The sequence below is a fragment of the Streptomyces sp. NPDC086023 genome (assembly GCF_044540325.1).
Classification (GTDB): domain Bacteria; phylum Actinomycetota; class Actinomycetes; order Streptomycetales; family Streptomycetaceae; genus Streptomyces.
Map to the genome: position 1 here is coordinate 490,418 of NZ_JBITRX010000001.1, position 15,447 is coordinate 505,864.

Annotated in this window: 8 protein-coding genes; 3 read left to right on the forward strand and 5 right to left on the reverse strand. The window is 74.6% G+C overall.

What is annotated here, in order from left to right; genetic code table 11:
• Positions 1–36: 36 nt before the first annotated feature.
• From ACIF6F_RS02230 to ACIF6F_RS02250, 5 genes are all read right to left on the reverse strand, one after another.
• Positions 37–912, reverse strand: coding sequence for a ribokinase (locus ACIF6F_RS02230; RefSeq protein ID WP_399940537.1), 876 nt, complete (start codon positions 910–912; stop codon positions 37–39).
• A gap of 50 nt (positions 913–962) precedes the next feature.
• Entirely contained in the window at positions 963–2,510 is a 1,548-nt protein-coding gene (locus ACIF6F_RS02235; RefSeq protein ID WP_399940539.1) for an ADP-ribosylglycohydrolase family protein, read from the reverse strand.
• Positions 2,511–3,391: 881 nt separating this feature from the next.
• Positions 3,392–4,537 carry an ADP-ribosylglycohydrolase family protein gene (locus ACIF6F_RS02240; RefSeq protein ID WP_399939944.1) on the reverse strand — a complete coding sequence of 382 codons (1,146 nt, stop codon included), beginning with the start codon at positions 4,535–4,537 and terminating at the stop codon, positions 3,392–3,394.
• 8 nt (positions 4,538–4,545) lie between these two features.
• Positions 4,546–5,883 (reverse strand): ADP-ribosylglycohydrolase family protein, encoded by a 1,338-nt coding sequence (locus tag ACIF6F_RS02245; RefSeq protein WP_399939946.1) that lies wholly within the window; start codon positions 5,881–5,883, stop codon positions 4,546–4,548.
• A gap of 857 nt (positions 5,884–6,740) precedes the next feature.
• Positions 6,741–7,727, reverse strand: a complete 987-nt coding sequence (locus ACIF6F_RS02250; RefSeq protein ID WP_399939949.1) for an ADP-ribosylglycohydrolase family protein — start codon at positions 7,725–7,727, stop codon at positions 6,741–6,743.
• A gap of 295 nt (positions 7,728–8,022) precedes the next feature.
• On the opposite strand from ACIF6F_RS02250, the gene ACIF6F_RS02255 reads away from it, so the two are divergent.
• The 3 genes from ACIF6F_RS02255 to ACIF6F_RS02265 all read left to right on the forward strand — a co-directional run bounded on the left by ACIF6F_RS02255 (position 8,023) and on the right by ACIF6F_RS02265 (position 15,299).
• Complete coding sequence (locus ACIF6F_RS02255) at positions 8,023–8,754, forward strand: VIT1/CCC1 transporter family protein (RefSeq protein WP_399939952.1); 732 nt, start codon at positions 8,023–8,025, stop codon at positions 8,752–8,754.
• A 547-nt stretch (positions 8,755–9,301) separates the two neighbouring features.
• Positions 9,302–13,843 carry a glutamate synthase large subunit gene (gene gltB / locus ACIF6F_RS02260; RefSeq protein WP_399940542.1) on the forward strand — a complete coding sequence of 1,514 codons (4,542 nt, stop codon included), beginning with the start codon at positions 9,302–9,304 and terminating at the stop codon, positions 13,841–13,843.
• Positions 13,836–15,299: a glutamate synthase subunit beta gene (locus tag ACIF6F_RS02265; RefSeq protein ID WP_399939954.1), complete on the forward strand. Its 1,464-nt coding sequence runs from the start codon at positions 13,836–13,838 to the stop codon at positions 15,297–15,299. The genes gltB and ACIF6F_RS02265 overlap by 8 nt, the downstream gene beginning before the upstream one ends.
• Positions 15,300–15,447 lie beyond the last annotated feature (148 nt).

Sequence of the window (15,447 nt, forward strand, 5' to 3'; positions counted from 1 at the left end):
CGGGGCGTGAGCGGTGGTTGCGGTGGTGCGCGGTGATCAGGTGTGCGGCTGGTGCTCTTCGGCGAGAGCGGTGATCTCGGAGCGGTGGGGCATCGAGGCGGAGGCGCCGGGCCGCTGCACCGAGAGGGCCGCCGCCGCCGAGGCCCAGCCGAGGGCCTCGCGTACCGTCCGCCCCTCGCCCAGCGCCACCGCCAGCGCGCCGACGAACGTGTCGCCGGCCGCCGTGGTGTCCACGGCCCGCACCCGCGGCGCCGGCACCGCGTACGGTTCCGCGCCCCGCGCCGCGTACAGGCATCCGGCCGCCCCCAGGGTGACCACCACCTCCGGCACGTCGTGCAGCAGCGCCTCCGCCGCCTGCCGGGGGTCGGTGAGCCCGGTGAGTGCCGCCGCCTCGTGCTCGTTCGGCACCAGCAGGTCCGTGGCGGCGAGGAGTTCGGGCGGCAACGGCTGGGCGGGTGCGGGCGTGAGCACCGTACGGACGCCGTGCGCCCGGGCGGCGAGGGCCCCCGCCAGCACCCCGGACAGCGGCAGTTCCAGCTGGAGCAGCAGGGCGCCCGCGCCCGCGATCCGGGCCTCGTCGCCCGGTTCCAGGCCGGTGACCGTGCCGTTGGCGCCGGGGACCACGACGATGGCGTTGCCGCCCTCGTCGTCCACCGTGATGTGCGCCGTGCCGCTGGGGCCCTCCACCGTGCGCAGCCCCGCCGTGTCGATGCCGGCCTCGGCCAGGGTGGCCCGCAGCCGTACGCCGAACCCGTCGGCGCCGACCGCCCCGACCATCGTCACGGCGCCGCCGGCCCGCGCCGCGGCCACGGCCTGGTTGGCGCCCTTGCCGCCGGGCACGGTGCGGAACTCACGGCCGGTCACCGTCTCCCCGAGGCGGGGGGCCTTGGCGACGTAGGCGACCAGGTCCATGTTCGTACTGCCGAGCACGGCGATGCGGGGGCGCGGCGGGGAGGTGGGGTTCACGGGCGGGTCGCCTCCTGGGCGGTGAGGGCGGCGAGGGCGTCGAAGCCGATGCCGTCGAAACCGGTGACGCTGGTCGCGAGCCGGTTCTTCAAGGGTGCGGTCCAGTGGCCGGGGATGCGGTCGGGGGCGCCGGCCAGCAGTCCGGCCAGCGAACCGGCGGTGGCGCCGGTCGAGTCCGTGTCCCAGCCACCGGACACCGCGCGGCAGACGGCGCCGGAGAACTCGCCGTCGGAGTGGGTGAGGGCGGCGGCGAGCAGCGCGGTGTTCGGGATGGCGTGCACCCAGTGGTAGTGCCCGAACCGGCGGTGCAGCACGTCCACCACGTCGTCGAACGCGTCGTGCCGTTCCGCGGTGTCGATCCCGAGGCGGACGGCTGCGGCGAGCCGCGAGCGGGGCGGCACGTGGGCGAGCCCGGTGCGGAGCGCGGTGTGCGCGGTCGCGGTGCCGGAGGCCGCCTCGGCCAGCGCGGCGGCGGCGAACACCGCAGCGTAGACGCCGTTCGCGGTGTGCGTGAGGCACGCGTCCCGGTACGCCTGCGAGGCGGCGCGGGCCGGGTCGCCGGGGTTGGTCCAGCCGTGCACGTCGGCACGGATGAGGGCGCCGATCCACTCGCGGAACGGGTTGTGGCGGGTGGCGGTGAGCGGTGGTTCCAGGCCGAGGAGGAGGTTGCGGTACGCGACGCGCTCGGCGGTGAAGGCCCGGCCGGCGGGCAGCTCGTCGAGCCAGACGCGGGCCACGTCGGCGGTGCGGAAGTCCTTGCCGTGGCGCTGGAGGAGCAGGAGGTTGAGGAGCGGGTAGTTGAGGTCGTCGTCCTCGGGCATGCCGTCGATGTTCTCGGCGAGGGAAGTGCCGGCGGACCGGCGGTTCCACGGGTGCGCCGCGAGCAGCTCCCGGGGCACGCCGACGGCGGTGAACCAGCCGCGCAGCGGCCAGTTGCCTGCGGCGCGGGCCAGGGCGCGGATCCCGTCGAGCGGCAGCTTCTCGACGGGCTTCCCGAGCAGACACCCGACGGCCCGCCCCAACCAGGCCGCTTCCAGACGGGCTTGGAGCGGGGGCAGGGTCAGCCCGGCGGGGGGTGCTCCGGGTGCTCCGGGTGCACCGGGGGGAGTTGCCGAGGTGGGGGTTGCTCCGGCCGGATCTGCTCCGGCCGGGGATGGTCCGGCTGCCGTCGGCTCGGCCGCCGTCCGGGGCTGCTCGTGCGGGTCGCGGGGGTGGTCGTGCGGGGTCGCCGGCGTCCGGGGCTCGTGCTGCCCGGGCGGGGATGGTGCGGCCGCTGGGGGCGCGGCCCTCCCGGGCCGCTCGTGCTCGCCCCTGCGACCGTCGTACGGGGTTCCGGCGCCCGGGGTGGGGTGCTGCTGCGGCGAAAGGGCGGCGGGGCGGTCGTGGCGCTGGGGCGCGTTCGGGGACGTGGGTCCGGCGTCGTCGGGGGGCCGGGGGCTGCCGGGCGGGGCCGGTGCTGCGGGGTGGCCGGCCGTATGCGGGTGGCCGCGGACGGTACCGGCGCGGGAGCTCGCGTCCGGCGCGGCGTCCGGTGCCGGTCGCATGGTGGCTCTGCCCACGCCGTGGTGGTCGTGGCCGTGGCCGTGCCGGTATGGGGTCGGGGCCGGCCGTGTCTGGGTTCCGGCGCTGAGGGGCGCCCCCGGCGGGACCGGGGCCCGGGTGCCCGACGTCGGCTCGTGGGGTGCGGTGGCGAGGGCGCCGGGGGCGGCGTCGGCCGGTGGGGCGGGGGCCCGGGTGCCGGACGCCGGGCCGGGCGGCGTGGGAGCCGGGGACGCGGGGGCGGGGGCCTGGCAGGGGGAGGGCCCGGGCGGTGCGGCGTGGTGCCGGTGGCGGGCGGCCGCGGCCCAGGGAGGGGCGGAGGGGAGGGCCGGAGTGCCGGGGGCCGCGGGGCCGGGTTCGGGGGCGGGCCAGTCCCACACCGCCGGTTCGTGCGCGGCGAGCGGGGAGGGGAGGGCGGCCAGCTCGTCCAGCAGCCGGACGGCGAGGTCCCGCAGGTGCGCGGGGGCCGGTACGGACGAGGCCCCGGCCCGCTCCGGTGCCAGGTGCCCGCCCGCCGCGAGCCACGTCGCCCGCACCGCGGCCGCGTCCCGCCCGTCCTCCTCCGCCAGCCGCAGCTCGTGCCCGACCAGATCCTCGGGCTGCGCCCACGTCAGCCGCAGCAACGCCCCGGAGTCCGCACCGGCCCCGGGACCGGTGGATCGTACGGGCGCATCCGGCGCCGCAGCGCGAGCCGCCCCGTGAGGCGCCGGAGCGGCCCGGTCGGGGGCGGTGGGGCGTGCCGGTGGCTCCGGTCGTACCGGACGGGACGGTGCGGCGGCGACGCGCCCCGAGTCCGGTGCGGCTCCGGCGTCCACGGTGGGCGGCCGTGCCGGGGGTTCCCGGTGGGGCGGGGCGTGCCGGGAGGCCGGGGGCGGGGTGGGGCCCGTCATGCGGGGGCCGTCAGCGTCGCGAAGGCGGACTCGTGGGCGCGGCGGCGGGCGCGGTCGCGGGCGAAGACCTCCCGCGTCACGGCCGCCATGACCGCCGCCGGCCCGTGCAGGTCGAGCCGGCTGGCCTCCGCCACCCGCTTCGCCCACACCTCCGGTACCCCCGCCTCCCCGTGCAGCGCCCCCGCCAGGGCTCCCGCCATCGTGGCGATCGAGTCGCAGTCCCGGCCGTAGTTGACCGCCCCCAGCACCGCCGGCTCGTACGCGCCGTCCGCCACGACCAGCATCCCCAGCGCCACCGGCAGTTCCTCGATCGCGTGCAGCCGCGAGGGCCGACGCGCCGCGAGGGAGGGGGAGCGGTAGTCGGGGCCCACCGAGTCGTACGGCGCCACCGCCGCCCGCAACGGAGCGAGCGCCGACTCGAAGTCCCGGTACCGGCCCGCGACTTCGGTCACCGCCTCGATCGCCGCCCGCGTCCCGTCCTTCGCGAGGCCGAGGGCCGCGCCGACCACCGAGTCCACCGTCGCACCCGGCACGAACGCGGCGGCCACGGCCGCCGCGAACACCCCGGCCGCCTCCCGCCCGTACGAGGACTGGTGCGCACCCGCGATGTCCAGCGCCTCGGCGTACGCCCCGGCCGGGTTCCCGGCGTTGACCACGCCGACCGGCGCCATGTACATCGCCGCACCGCAGTTGACGATGTTGCCGCTGCCGGCCTCCCGCGGGTCCACGTGCCCGTAGTGCAGCCGCGCGACCAGCCACTTCTCCGCCAGGAAGATCCGCTGGAGCGGCAGCGCCTCCGCCTCAAGCTCCGGGATCCAGCGGGGCGTCGAGACGAGGTCCGGGACGAGGTGGTCGGCCACCGCGTACGCGTCCAGGTGGTCGCGTACCGTCCCGTAGACCCGTACCAGCGCGTGGGTCATCAGGGTGTCGTCGGTGACGTGCCCGTCGCCCTTGTGGTAGGGCGCGATGGGGCGGGCGGTGCGCCAGTCCTCGTACCAGGGGCCGACGATGCCGTGGATCCGGCCGCCGTGCCGTTCGCTGATCTGCTCGGGGGTCCAGCCCTCCACCGGGCCGCCGAGCGCGTCGCCGACGGCGGCCCCGACGAGACACCCCGCTGCTCGGTCTTCCAAAGTGAGCGTCATGTCCCGAATCATCCCTTGGGTGAGGTCAGTTCCGTGCGACTGAGCAGCCCGGCGAGTTCCACCAGGTCGGTGCCGGCGAGCCGGGGCAGGGCGCAGCCGGACAGTGTCCGGCAGGCCTCCCGCCAGGGGCCGGGCAGGCTCGCGCCACCGCCGAGCGCGCCGGTCAGGGCGCCCGCGAGGGCGGGCGCGGAGTCGGCCACGCGGGAGAGGCAGGCGGCGGCCGGCACCGCCTCCGTCACCCGGCCGCGGGCGGCGGTCGCGAGGGCGAGGGCCACGGGCACGGTCTCGGCCGCGGCGATTCCGTAGCTGTAGACGTGGTCGACGATCTCGTGTTCCAGGGTCGGGACCAGCCCGAACGCACCGCTGCCGGCCTCGGAGGTACGGGCCAGCCTGACGGCGTGACGGGCGTTGCGGCCGATCTCGGTGGCCGCGGGGAGCTGGGCGAGCGCGGCGTCGACGGCCGCGTCGACGTCCTCGCCCGCGAGGGCGGTGGCGATGGCGGCGGCCATCGCGCGGGCGCCGTGCACGCCGTCGCCGTCCTGGGTGTAGCGGGCGTCGAACTCGGCGAGGTCCGCGGCCGCTTCGGGGTCGCCGGGGTGGACGACGGCCAGCACGGCGGCCCGTACGCAGGCCGCGTCGTCGAAGTAGTGCGGGTTGTCGTGGCCGGTGGCGGGGGGCCGCAGGCCGGTGGCGAGGTTGCCGAGGCCGGCCCGTACGGAGATCCGCGCGCGCAGCGGGAGCACGGCGGACTCCACCTCGGGGGCGCGTTCCGCCGCGGCGGCGACCTCGGAGGCGAGGGCGTTCCAGGCGAGGTCGATGGCGGCGCGCATCCGGCGCGACCGGCTGAGGTCGCTGAGCAGCACGCCGGCCGCGGTGAGCACCGACTCGGCGGCGAACGCGGCCCATTCGGCGTCGTCGGAGGGGCCGAGGCGGAGCGGCTCGGGGGGCTGGTTGAGGGCGATGGGGACGGGGAGGGTGGTCGTGGCGTTCTGCTCGGCGAACGTGTCGAGCTCGCGGGTGAGGCGGCGGGTCCACTCGGGCATCCGGCTGGCCCGGTGCCGGGCCGCGGGCCACCCGGCGGCATCTCCGGCGGCGAGCCCGAGCAGCAACCCCTCGATCCGCCACCCGGCTCCGCCGGGTGCGCGGGTGCCGGTGTCGATGCCGGTGCCGGTGCCGGTGCCGCCAGGGGCCGTACCGGCCGCCGTCCGGGCGGGTGCTTCGGCGGAATGGCCGGTACGGGCCGTGGCGGCCCCCGACCGGGGGTGAGCTTGGACGGGGGCGCCGGTCCGGGCCGCACCGGGCGCCGGGCGGGCGGGGGTTCCGGTGGGGGTGCCGGCCCGGGGCATGCCGGGCTCCGTCCGGGCGGGGACTTGGGCGGGGGTGCCGGTCGTACCGCGTTCCCCGTCCGGACGGTGGGGGGCCGGGGCGGCCGGGTGGGCCCGGGCCGTGCCGGTCCGCACACCGGGGGCGCCCGCCGGAACCGTGCCGTCCTCCGCGCCTTCCGCCCGGTCGGGCGCCTCGCTGCCGGCGTGGGCTCCCGCGCCGGGGTGAAGGGCGGCCGCTGTGACCGGCGTACCCGGCCGGGCATCGACCGCCGACCCGAGCGCGCGGATCCGCACGGCGGAGCGGAGCCGTCCCGCCGCCTCGCCCGAAGGCGCCGCCCCACCCGGGTGGCCGGGGCCCCCCGACCACCCGCCGAGCCCACGCGTCCCCGCGCCGGACGCGGCTGCCGGACCGGTACCGGGAGGGCTCCCGGGACGCGCGACCGTGCGGGTGCCGGTACCGGTGCCGGCCGCGGTGAGGGTTTCCCCGCCGGTGGTGCCGGGGGACGTGGTCGTGTCCGTGCCGGCATCTGTGTGGCCCCGGGCCGTGCCCGTGTTCGCCCGGGCGCCTCGGCCGCCCTCGGGCGGAGCGTCCGGACAGGTACCGGCCTCGGCCGCCGTGTCCGTGCCGGCACCTGCGCCACCGGCGGGCGGGGTGTCGTCCGCCGGGGTGGGGGCCGGGTCGCGGCGGCCCTGAGGACCCGGGGAGTCTGCAGACGGTAGGTCGTGGCCGGGCGAGGGCGCGCCGTGAGGCCGTGCGCCGTCCGGTGGTGCGCCGTCCGGTACGGGCCGCTCCGGCACGGCGTCCTCCCGCTCCGGCGCGCCCGGCAGCGCGGGGGCGGGGTCGTGGGGGCCCTGGGGGTCGGGGGAGTACGGCGGGGTCATCGGGGGGGCTCGCATTCGGGGGTGAGGAGGTCCGCGATGTCCAGGACGTGGTAGCCCCGCATCGAGGGGAGGCAGCTGCCGCGTACGGGGCCGATGGCCGACGACCAGGCCTCGGGGATGGCTCCGACGCCCGACAGGGCACCCGCGAGCGCGCCCGCCACCGCGGCCGTGGTGTCGGCGTCCCGGCCCATGTTCACGGCGGTCAGCACCGACCCCGTGAAGTCCCCCGAGGCCGAGGCGAAGGCCCCGAACGCCAGCCCCACCGCCTCCGGCGCCAGGTCCGTCCAGGGGTAGCCGCCGATCACCACGGCCGACCGCACCGCCCGCTCCCCGCGCGGCGCGGCGGTCACGGCCCGGCGCAGCGAGCGGGCCGTCCAGGAGTCGGACGGGATCACCGACAGCGCCGCCGACACGATCGAGCCGGGGCTGCCGCCGGCCATCGCCGCCGCGACCCCCGCGGCCACCGCCTGGCCGCCGTAGATGCCCTCCCCGTCGTGGCTGACGGTGCCGTCGATGGCCACCAGCCGGGCCGCCTCGGCGGGCCGGCCGGCCGCGAACACCCCGAAGGGCGCCGCCCGCATCGCCAGCCCGTCCGACCAGGCGTGCCGGTGCTGCGCCGAGATCGGCGCGGCCAGCCCCCTGCGGAGGTTCTCCAGCGTGCCGCGCTCCGAGAAGCCCGCCCCCCGGAACGGCCCCTCGTCCAGGTCCGCGATCCAGTGGTGCCAGGCGCGTTCGACGTGCGAGACGGTCAGCGCGGACCCGTGCCGGGCGAGCAACAGCCCCGAGAAGATGGCGTACTCGGTGTCGTCCGTGCCCGCCGGGTCGTCCGAGACGAAGCCCTCGATCCGGCCCCAACGCGCCCGGATCTCCGACGGCTTCATGTTCTCCGCGGGGGCGCCGAGCGCGTCGCCGACCGCCAGGCCCATCAGAGCGCCCCTGGCCCGTTCCAGGAGGACCTGCGGATTGCATGCAATCTGCGTCATGGCGCGCCTCTCCACTTGGTGGGGCACTGTGATGTGCCCTTGGGGGATTTGTGCCATGCCGGGGGGTTCGCCGAGCGTCGCGAAACACCACCGTCACCCGGTCGCCGACCCCCTGCCCGAAGGCGGGCAGAGGCCCAAAACCCCTGGTAAGTACGGCCTTCCTTGCTGGCGGGCGCCAAGAATCGTGCGTAGTTTCGAGGGTGTTCAGGGGAAGCGGAGCGCCTACGGGCCTTCGCTTGTACGTCATGCACGCATGCCCGGCACGCGTGCCGCGCACGAGGGGATTTCTGGGGACATGTCCATCATCGACATCGAGGCACCGCTTCACACGGCCCACCGCGACAACCACACGCACCGCGATGTGAACGGCGGCTGGCTGCGGCCCGCGGTCTTCGGCGCGATGGACGGCCTGGTCTCCAACCTCGCCCTGATGACCGGTGTGGCCGGCGGCGCGGTCGCCCCGGGCACCATCGTCATCACCGGCCTGGCCGGCCTCGCAGCGGGCGCGTTCTCGATGGCCGCCGGAGAGTACACCTCGGTCGCCTCGCAGCGTGAGCTCGTCCAGGCGGAACTGGACGTCGAGCGGCGCGAGTTGCGCAAGAACCCCGTCGACGAGATGGAGGAGCTGGCCGCGCTGTACGTCTCGCGCGGCGTGGAGCCCGCCCTCGCCCGCGAGGTCGCGATGCAGCTCTCCAGGGACCCGGAGCAGGCGCTGGAGATCCACGCCCGCGAGGAACTGGGCATCGACCCGGGCGAGCTGCCCTCGCCGCTGGTCGCCGCGGTGTCGTCCTTCGGCTCGTTCGCGCTGGGCGCGCTGATCCCCGTACTTCCCTACCTGCTCGGCGCGACGGCTCTGTGGCCCGCGGTGCTGCTGGCGCTGCTCGGCCTGTTCGTCTGCGGCGCCGTCGTCTCCCGGGTCACCGCCCGCTCGTGGTGGTACAGCGGTCTGCGGCAGCTGCTGCTGGGCGGCGCGGCCGCCGGCCTCACCTTCCTGCTCGGCTCCTGGATCGGCGGCGCGGTCGGCTAGGACTCGCCCCGACCGCCTCCCGCCGCTCCCCGCGCCGCGTGCCCCCGCTACTGGGAAAATCGGGGCAAAAGACTCCGTACCGCTGTGGCCGACGGCGGGAAACGGAGGCACAGTGTGACGCACGCCCCGCCCGGGCGGCCCCGGCCGCTCTAGGTTCCCCGGTACGGAAGTGAGACACTATGCGGTACGCAACATAAGTAGTCTCTCGTGTTTGTGTAGCGGCGGTTTCATCGGTGTGACCGCCGGGCATGAGACGAAGGCGCGCGGGCAAGGGTGCCCGCCTCGCGTCCCCAGGACCTCGTCGCCGGGCCTTTGAACCCTCAATCCGTCCGCGGAGGTCCCTCCTTTCTGCCTCGCGCAGTGTCCGCATGCTGGAATGCGATATCCGGTTCGCGGGATTGCAGTCATCATGTAACCTGCACGAAATTTCGCAGAGGGCCAACGTCGTCCCTCGGCACGTTCCAATGCCACGACGACGACGGGAGAGCCGATGCGTTCCGCATCCACGCACTCCGCGACCGGCCCCAGCAGCACCGCCTGGTCGCCGATGGACGGTCGCCCCGCCCCCCAGGGCATGTACGACCCGCGCAACGAGAAGGACGCCTGTGGCGTCGGTTTCGTGGCGAACCTCACCGGAGAGGCCAGCCACACCCTCGTCGAGCAGGCCCTGACCGTCCTGCGGAACCTCGAGCACCGTGGCGCCACCGGCTCCGAGCCGGACTCCGGTGACGGCGCGGGCATCCTGTCCCAGGTGCCGGACGCCTTCCTGCGTGAGGTCGCCGGATTCGAGCTCCCCGAGGCCGGCGGGTACGCCGTCGGCATCGCCTTCCTCCCCGCCGACGGCACCGCACAGGCCGTCGCCGTGGAGCAGATCGAGGCCATCGCCGCCGAGGAGGGCCTGACGGTCCTCGGCTGGCGCGAGGTTCCGGTCACCCCCGACCTGCTGGGCAACGGGGCGCGCGCCACCATGCCGGCGTTCTCGCAGCTCTTCGTCACCGACGGTGTTTCCGCCGGCCTGGAGCTGGACCGCAAGGCGTTCGTGCTGCGCAAGCGCGCCGAGCGCGAGGCGGCCACGTACTTCCCGTCGCTCTCCGCCCGCACCATCGTCTACAAGGGCATGCTGACCACCGGCCAGCTGGAGCCCTTCTTCCCGGACCTCTCGGACCGCCGCTTCGCCTCCGCGATCGCCCTGGTGCACTCGCGGTTCTCGACGAACACCTTCCCGAGCTGGCCGCTTGCCCACCCGTACCGCTTCGTCGCCCACAACGGCGAGATCAACACGGTCAAGGGCAACCGCAACTGGATGCGCGCCCGCGAGTCCCAGCTGGCCTCGGACCTCTTCGGCTCCGCGAACCTGGAGCGGATCTTCCCGGTCTGCACCCCGGACGCCTCCGACTCGGCCTCCTTCGACGAGGTGCTGGAGCTGCTCCACCTCGGCGGCCGCTCGCTGCCCCACGCGGTGCTGATGATGATCCCCGAGGCGTGGGAGAACCACACCTCGATGGACCCGGCCCGCAAGGCCTTCTACCAGTACCACTCCACGATGATGGAGCCCTGGGACGGCCCCGCCTGCGTCACCTTCACCGACGGCACCCAGGTCGGCGCGGTCCTGGACCGCAATGGTCTGCGCCCCGGCCGCTACTGGGTCACCGACGACGACTTCGTCGTCCTCTCCTCCGAGGTCGGCGTCCTCGACATCGACCCGGCCAAGGTCGTCCGCAAGGGCCGCCTGCAGCCCGGCAAGATGTTCCTCGTCGACACCGCCGCCAAGCGGATCATCGAGGACGACGAGATCAAGTCCGCCCTCGCGGCCGAGGCCCCGTACGCCGAGTGGCTGGAGGCCGGCGAGATCGAGCTTGAGGACCTCCCCGAGCGCGAGCACATCGTCCACACCCACGCCTCGGTCACCCGCCGCCAGCAGACCTTCGGCTACACCGAGGAGGAGCTCCGCGTCCTGCTCGCGCCGATGGCCCGCACCGGCGCCGAGCCGATCGGCTCCATGGGCACGGACTCCCCGATCGCGGCCCTCTCCGAGCGCCCGCGCCTGCTCTTCGACTACTTCACCCAGCTCTTCGCGCAGGTCACCAACCCGCCGCTGGACGCGATCCGCGAGGAGCTCGTCACCTCGCTGCGCTCCCACATCGGCCCGCAGTCCAACCTGCTGGAGCCGACCGCGGCGACCTGCCGGAACGTGCTCCTGCCGTTCCCGGTGATCGACAACGACGAGCTGGCCAAGCTCATCCACATCAACGCCGACGGCGACCTGCCGGGCCTGAAGGCCGTCACGCTCTCCGGCCTGTACCGGGTCGGCGGCGGCGGCGACGCGCTGGCCGCCCGCCTGGAGGCCATCTGCGCCGAGGCCGACGCGGCCATCGAGGGCGGCGCCCGCCTGATCGTCCTCTCCGACCGCCACTCGGACGCCGAGCACGCGCCGATCCCGTCGCTGCTGCTCACCTCGGCCGTGCACCACCACCTCATCCGCACCAAGCAGCGCACGCAGGTGGGCCTGCTGATCGAGGCCGGCGACGTCCGCGAGGTGCACCACGTCGCGCTGCTCATCGGCTACGGCGCCGCCGCGGTCAACCCGTACCTGGCCATGGAGTCGGTCGAGGACCTGCTGCGCGCCGGCACGTTCATCGAGGGCATCGAGCCCGAGCAGGCCATCAAGAACCTGATCTACGCCCTCGGCAAGGGCGTCCTGAAGGTCATGTCCAAGATGGGCATCTCGACCGTCGCCTCCTACCGCGGCGCCCAGGTCTTCGAGGCCGTCGGCCTGGACGAGGCCTTCGTCGAGCAGTACTTCAACGGCACCGCCACCAAGATCGGCGGCGCGGGCCTGGAGGTCGTCGCCAAGGAGGTGGCCGCGCGCCACGCCAAGGCGTACCCCGCCTCCGGCATCGCCCCGGCGCACCGCGCGCTGGAGATCGGCGGCGAGTACCAGTGGCGCCGCGAGGGCGAGCCGCACCTGTTCGACCCGGAGACGGTCTTCCGCCTCCAGCACGCCACCCGCAACCGCCGGTACGACATCTTCAAGAAGTACACGGACCGGGTGAACGAGCAGTCCGAGCGCCTGATGACGCTCCGCGGCCTGTTCGGCTTCAAGTCCGACCGCCCGTCGATCTCCGTCGACGAGGTCGAGCCGGTCTCCGAGATCGTCAAGCGCTTCTCCACCGGAGCCATGTCGTACGGCTCCATCTCCAAGGAGGCGCACGAGACCCTCGCCATCGCCATGAACCAGCTGGGCGGCAAGTCCAACACCGGTGAGGGCGGCGAGGACCCGGAGCGCCTGTACGACCCGGCGCGCCGCTCGTCGATCAAGCAGGTCGCCTCCGGCCGCTTCGGCGTCACCAGCGAGTACCTGGTCAACGCGGACGACATCCAGATCAAGATGGCGCAGGGCGCCAAGCCCGGCGAGGGCGGCCAGCTGCCCGGCCACAAGGTCTACCCGTGGGTGGCCAAGACCCGGCACTCGACCCCGGGAGTCGGCCTGATCTCCCCGCCGCCGCACCACGACATCTACTCCATCGAGGACCTGGCGCAGCTGATCCACGACCTCAAGAACGCCAACCCGGCCGCGCGCATCCACGTGAAGCTCGTCTCCGAGGTCGGCGTCGGCACGGTCGCCGCGGGCGTCTCCAAGGCGCACGCGGACGTGGTCCTGATCTCCGGCCACGACGGCGGTACGGGCGCCTCCCCGCTGACCTCGCTGAAGCACGCGGGCGGCCCCTGGGAGCTCGGCCTCGCCGAGACCCAGCAGACCCTGCTGCTCAACGGTCTGCGCGACCGGATCGTCGTCCAGACCGACGGCCAGCTCAAGACCGGCCGCGACGTCGTCATCGCCGCGCTGCTCGGCGCCGAGGAGTTCGGTTTCGCGACCGCGCCGCTCGTCGTCTCCGGCTGCGTCATGATGCGCGTCTGCCACCTGGACACCTGCCCGGTCGGCATCGCCACGCAGAACCCGGTGCTGCGCGACCGCTTCTCCGGCAAGGCCGAGTTCGTCGTGAACTTCTTCGAGTTCATCGCGGAGGAGGTCCGGGAGCTGCTCGCCGAGCTGGGCTTCCGCACGCTGGAGGAGGCCGTCGGCCACGCCGAGCTGCTGGACACCTCGCGCGCCGTACACCACTGGAAGGCGCAGGGCCTCGACCTCGAACCCCTCTTCCACGTGCCCGAGCTGCCCGAGGGCGCGGTGCGCCACGCCCTGGTCGAGCAGGACCACGGCCTGGAGAAGGCCCTCGACAACGAGCTGATCAGGCTCGCGGCCGACGCGCTGAACGCGGCGAGCGCCGAGGAGGCCCAGCCGGTCCGCGCCCAGGTCGCGATCCGCAACATCAACCGCACCGTCGGCACGATGCTCGGCCACGAGGTCACCAAGAAGTTCGGCGGCGCGGGCCTGCCCGAGGACACCATCGACCTCACCTTCACGGGTTCGGCCGGCCAGTCCTTCGGCGCCTTCCTGCCGAGCGGCATCACCCTCCGCCTGGAGGGCGACGCCAACGACTACGTCGGCAAGGGCCTCTCCGGCGGCCGCGTGGTGGTCCGCCCGGACCGCGGTGCCGACCACCTGGCCGAGTACAGCGTCATCGCCGGCAACACCATCGGCTACGGCGCGACCGGCGGCGAGATGTTCCTGCGCGGCCGCACCGGCGAGCGCTTCTGCGTCCGCAACTCCGGCGCGCTGGTGGTCTCCGAGGGCGTGGGCGACCACGGCTGCGAGTACATGACCGGCGGCCGCGCGGTGGTCCTCGGCGAGACGGGCCGCAACTTCGCGGCCGGCATGTCCGGCGGCGTCGCGTACGTCATCGACCTGGACCGCGACAACGTCAACGTCGGCAACCTGGAGGCCGTCGAGGCCCTCGGCGACGACGACAAGCAGTGGCTGCACGACGTGGTGCGCCGCCACCACGAGGAGACCGGCTCGACCGTGGCCGCCAGGCTCCTCGACGAGTGGTCCGTCGCGGTGGACCGCTTCAGCAAGATCATCCCGACCACGTACAAGGCAGTGCTCGCCGCCAAGGACGCCGCTGAGCGGGCCGGACTCTCCGAGTCCGAGACCACCGAGAAGATGATGGAGGCGGCGACCCATGGCTGACCCGAAGGGCTTCCTCACCACCACGCGCCAGACCGCCTGCTCCCGCCCGGTCGAGGAGCGGCTCAAGGACTGGAACGAGGTCTACGTCCCCGGTTCCCTGCTGCCGATCATCAGCAAGCAGGCCGGCCGCTGCATGGACTGCGGCATCCCGTTCTGCCACAACGGCTGTCCGCTGGGGAACCTGATCCCCGAGTGGAACGACTTCGCCTACCGCGAGGACTGGTCGGCGGCGTCGGAGCGGCTGCACGCGACGAACAACTTCCCGGAGTTCACGGGCCGCCTGTGCCCGGCCCCGTGTGAGTCGGCGTGCGTGCTCGGCATCAACCAGCCGGCCGTGACCATCAAGAACGTCGAGGTCTCGATCATCGACAAGGCGTGGGACAACGGGGACGTCACCCCGCAGGCCCCCGAGCGCCTGTCGGGCAAGACCGTCGCCGTCATCGGCTCGGGCCCGGCCGGTCTGGCCGCCGCCCAGCAGCTGACCCGGGCCGGCCACACCGTGGTCGTGTACGAGCGCGCGGACCGCATCGGCGGCCTGCTCCGCTACGGCATCCCCGAGTTCAAGATGGAGAAGGTGCACATCAACCGCCGCATCGAGCAGATGCGCGCGGAGGGCACCAAGTTCCGCACCGGCATCGAGGTCGGCCGCGACATCACGGCCACCGACCTGCGCAAGCGGTTCGACGCGGTGGTCGTCGCGGCGGGCGCCACCGTCTCCCGCGACCTCCCGGTCCCGGGCCGCGAGCTGAACGGCGTCCACTTCGCGATGGAGTACCTGCCGCTGGCGAACAAGGTGCAGGAGGGCGACTTCATGGCGCCCCCCATCACCGCCGAGGGCAAGCACGTGGTCGTGATCGGCGGCGGCGACACGGGTGCCGACTGCGTGGGCACCGCCCACCGCCAGGGCGCCCTGTCCGTCACCCAGCTGGAGATCATGCCGCGCCCCAACGAGGAGCGGAACGCGGTCTCCCAGCCCTGGCCGACCTTCCCGATGCTGTACAAGGTCACCTCGGCCCACGAGGAGGGCGGCGAGCGGATCTACTCCGTTTCCACCACCCACTTCGAGGGCGACGAGGACGGCAACGTCCAGGCCCTGCACCTGGTCGAGGTCGACTTCGTGGACGGCAAGCTGGTCCAGCGCGCGGGCACCGAGCGCCGGATCCCGGCCCAGCTCGTCACCCTGGCCATGGGCTTCACCGGCACCGACCAGGCCAACGGCCTGGTGCAGCAGTTCGGCCTGGAGCTGGACGAGCGGGGCAACGTGGCCCGCGACGCCGCGTACGCCACCAACGTCGACGGCGTCTTCGTCGCCGGCGACGCCGGGCGCGGCCAGTCCCTGATCGTGTGGGCCATCGCCGAGGGCCGCTCTGCGGCCCGCGGGGTGGACCGCTACCTGACGGGCTCCAGCACCCTGCCGTACCCGGTCAAGCCCACGGACCGCTCGCTGGCGGTCTGATCCTGCACGCCGGGCGCGCAGCGCCCGGCGTGGCCCGCAGGACCCGCAGTACCCGCCCCCCCGGGGCGACCCCTCATACGGTCCGTACGACGAGGTACGGCACACCGACACGGCGCCCGCCCGTCCCCGACCGGACTCGCGGGCGCCG

What these genes read in the sequence shown, in the direction of transcription:
- ACIF6F_RS02230 (WP_399940537.1), bottom strand. Translation starts at nt 912, where the DNA reads ATGGACCTGGTCGCCTACGTCGCCAAGGCCCCCCGCCTCGGGGAGACG.
- ACIF6F_RS02235 (WP_399940539.1), bottom strand. Translation starts at nt 2,510, where the DNA reads ATGCGACCGGCACCGGACGCCGCGCCGGACGCGAGCTCCCGCGCCGGT.
- ACIF6F_RS02240 (WP_399939944.1), bottom strand. Translation starts at nt 4,537, where the DNA reads ATGACGCTCACTTTGGAAGACCGAGCAGCGGGGTGTCTCGTCGGGGCC.
- ACIF6F_RS02245 (WP_399939946.1), bottom strand. Translation starts at nt 5,883, where the DNA reads ATGCCCCGGGCCGGCACCCCCACCGGAACCCCCGCCCGCCCGGCGCCC.
- ACIF6F_RS02250 (WP_399939949.1), bottom strand. Translation starts at nt 7,727, where the DNA reads ATGACGCAGATTGCATGCAATCCGCAGGTCCTCCTGGAACGGGCCAGG.
- ACIF6F_RS02255 (WP_399939952.1), top strand. Translation starts at nt 8,023, where the DNA reads ATGTCCATCATCGACATCGAGGCACCGCTTCACACGGCCCACCGCGAC.
- gltB (WP_399940542.1), top strand. Translation starts at nt 9,302, where the DNA reads ATGGACGGTCGCCCCGCCCCCCAGGGCATGTACGACCCGCGCAACGAG.
- ACIF6F_RS02265 (WP_399939954.1), top strand. Translation starts at nt 13,836, where the DNA reads ATGGCTGACCCGAAGGGCTTCCTCACCACCACGCGCCAGACCGCCTGC.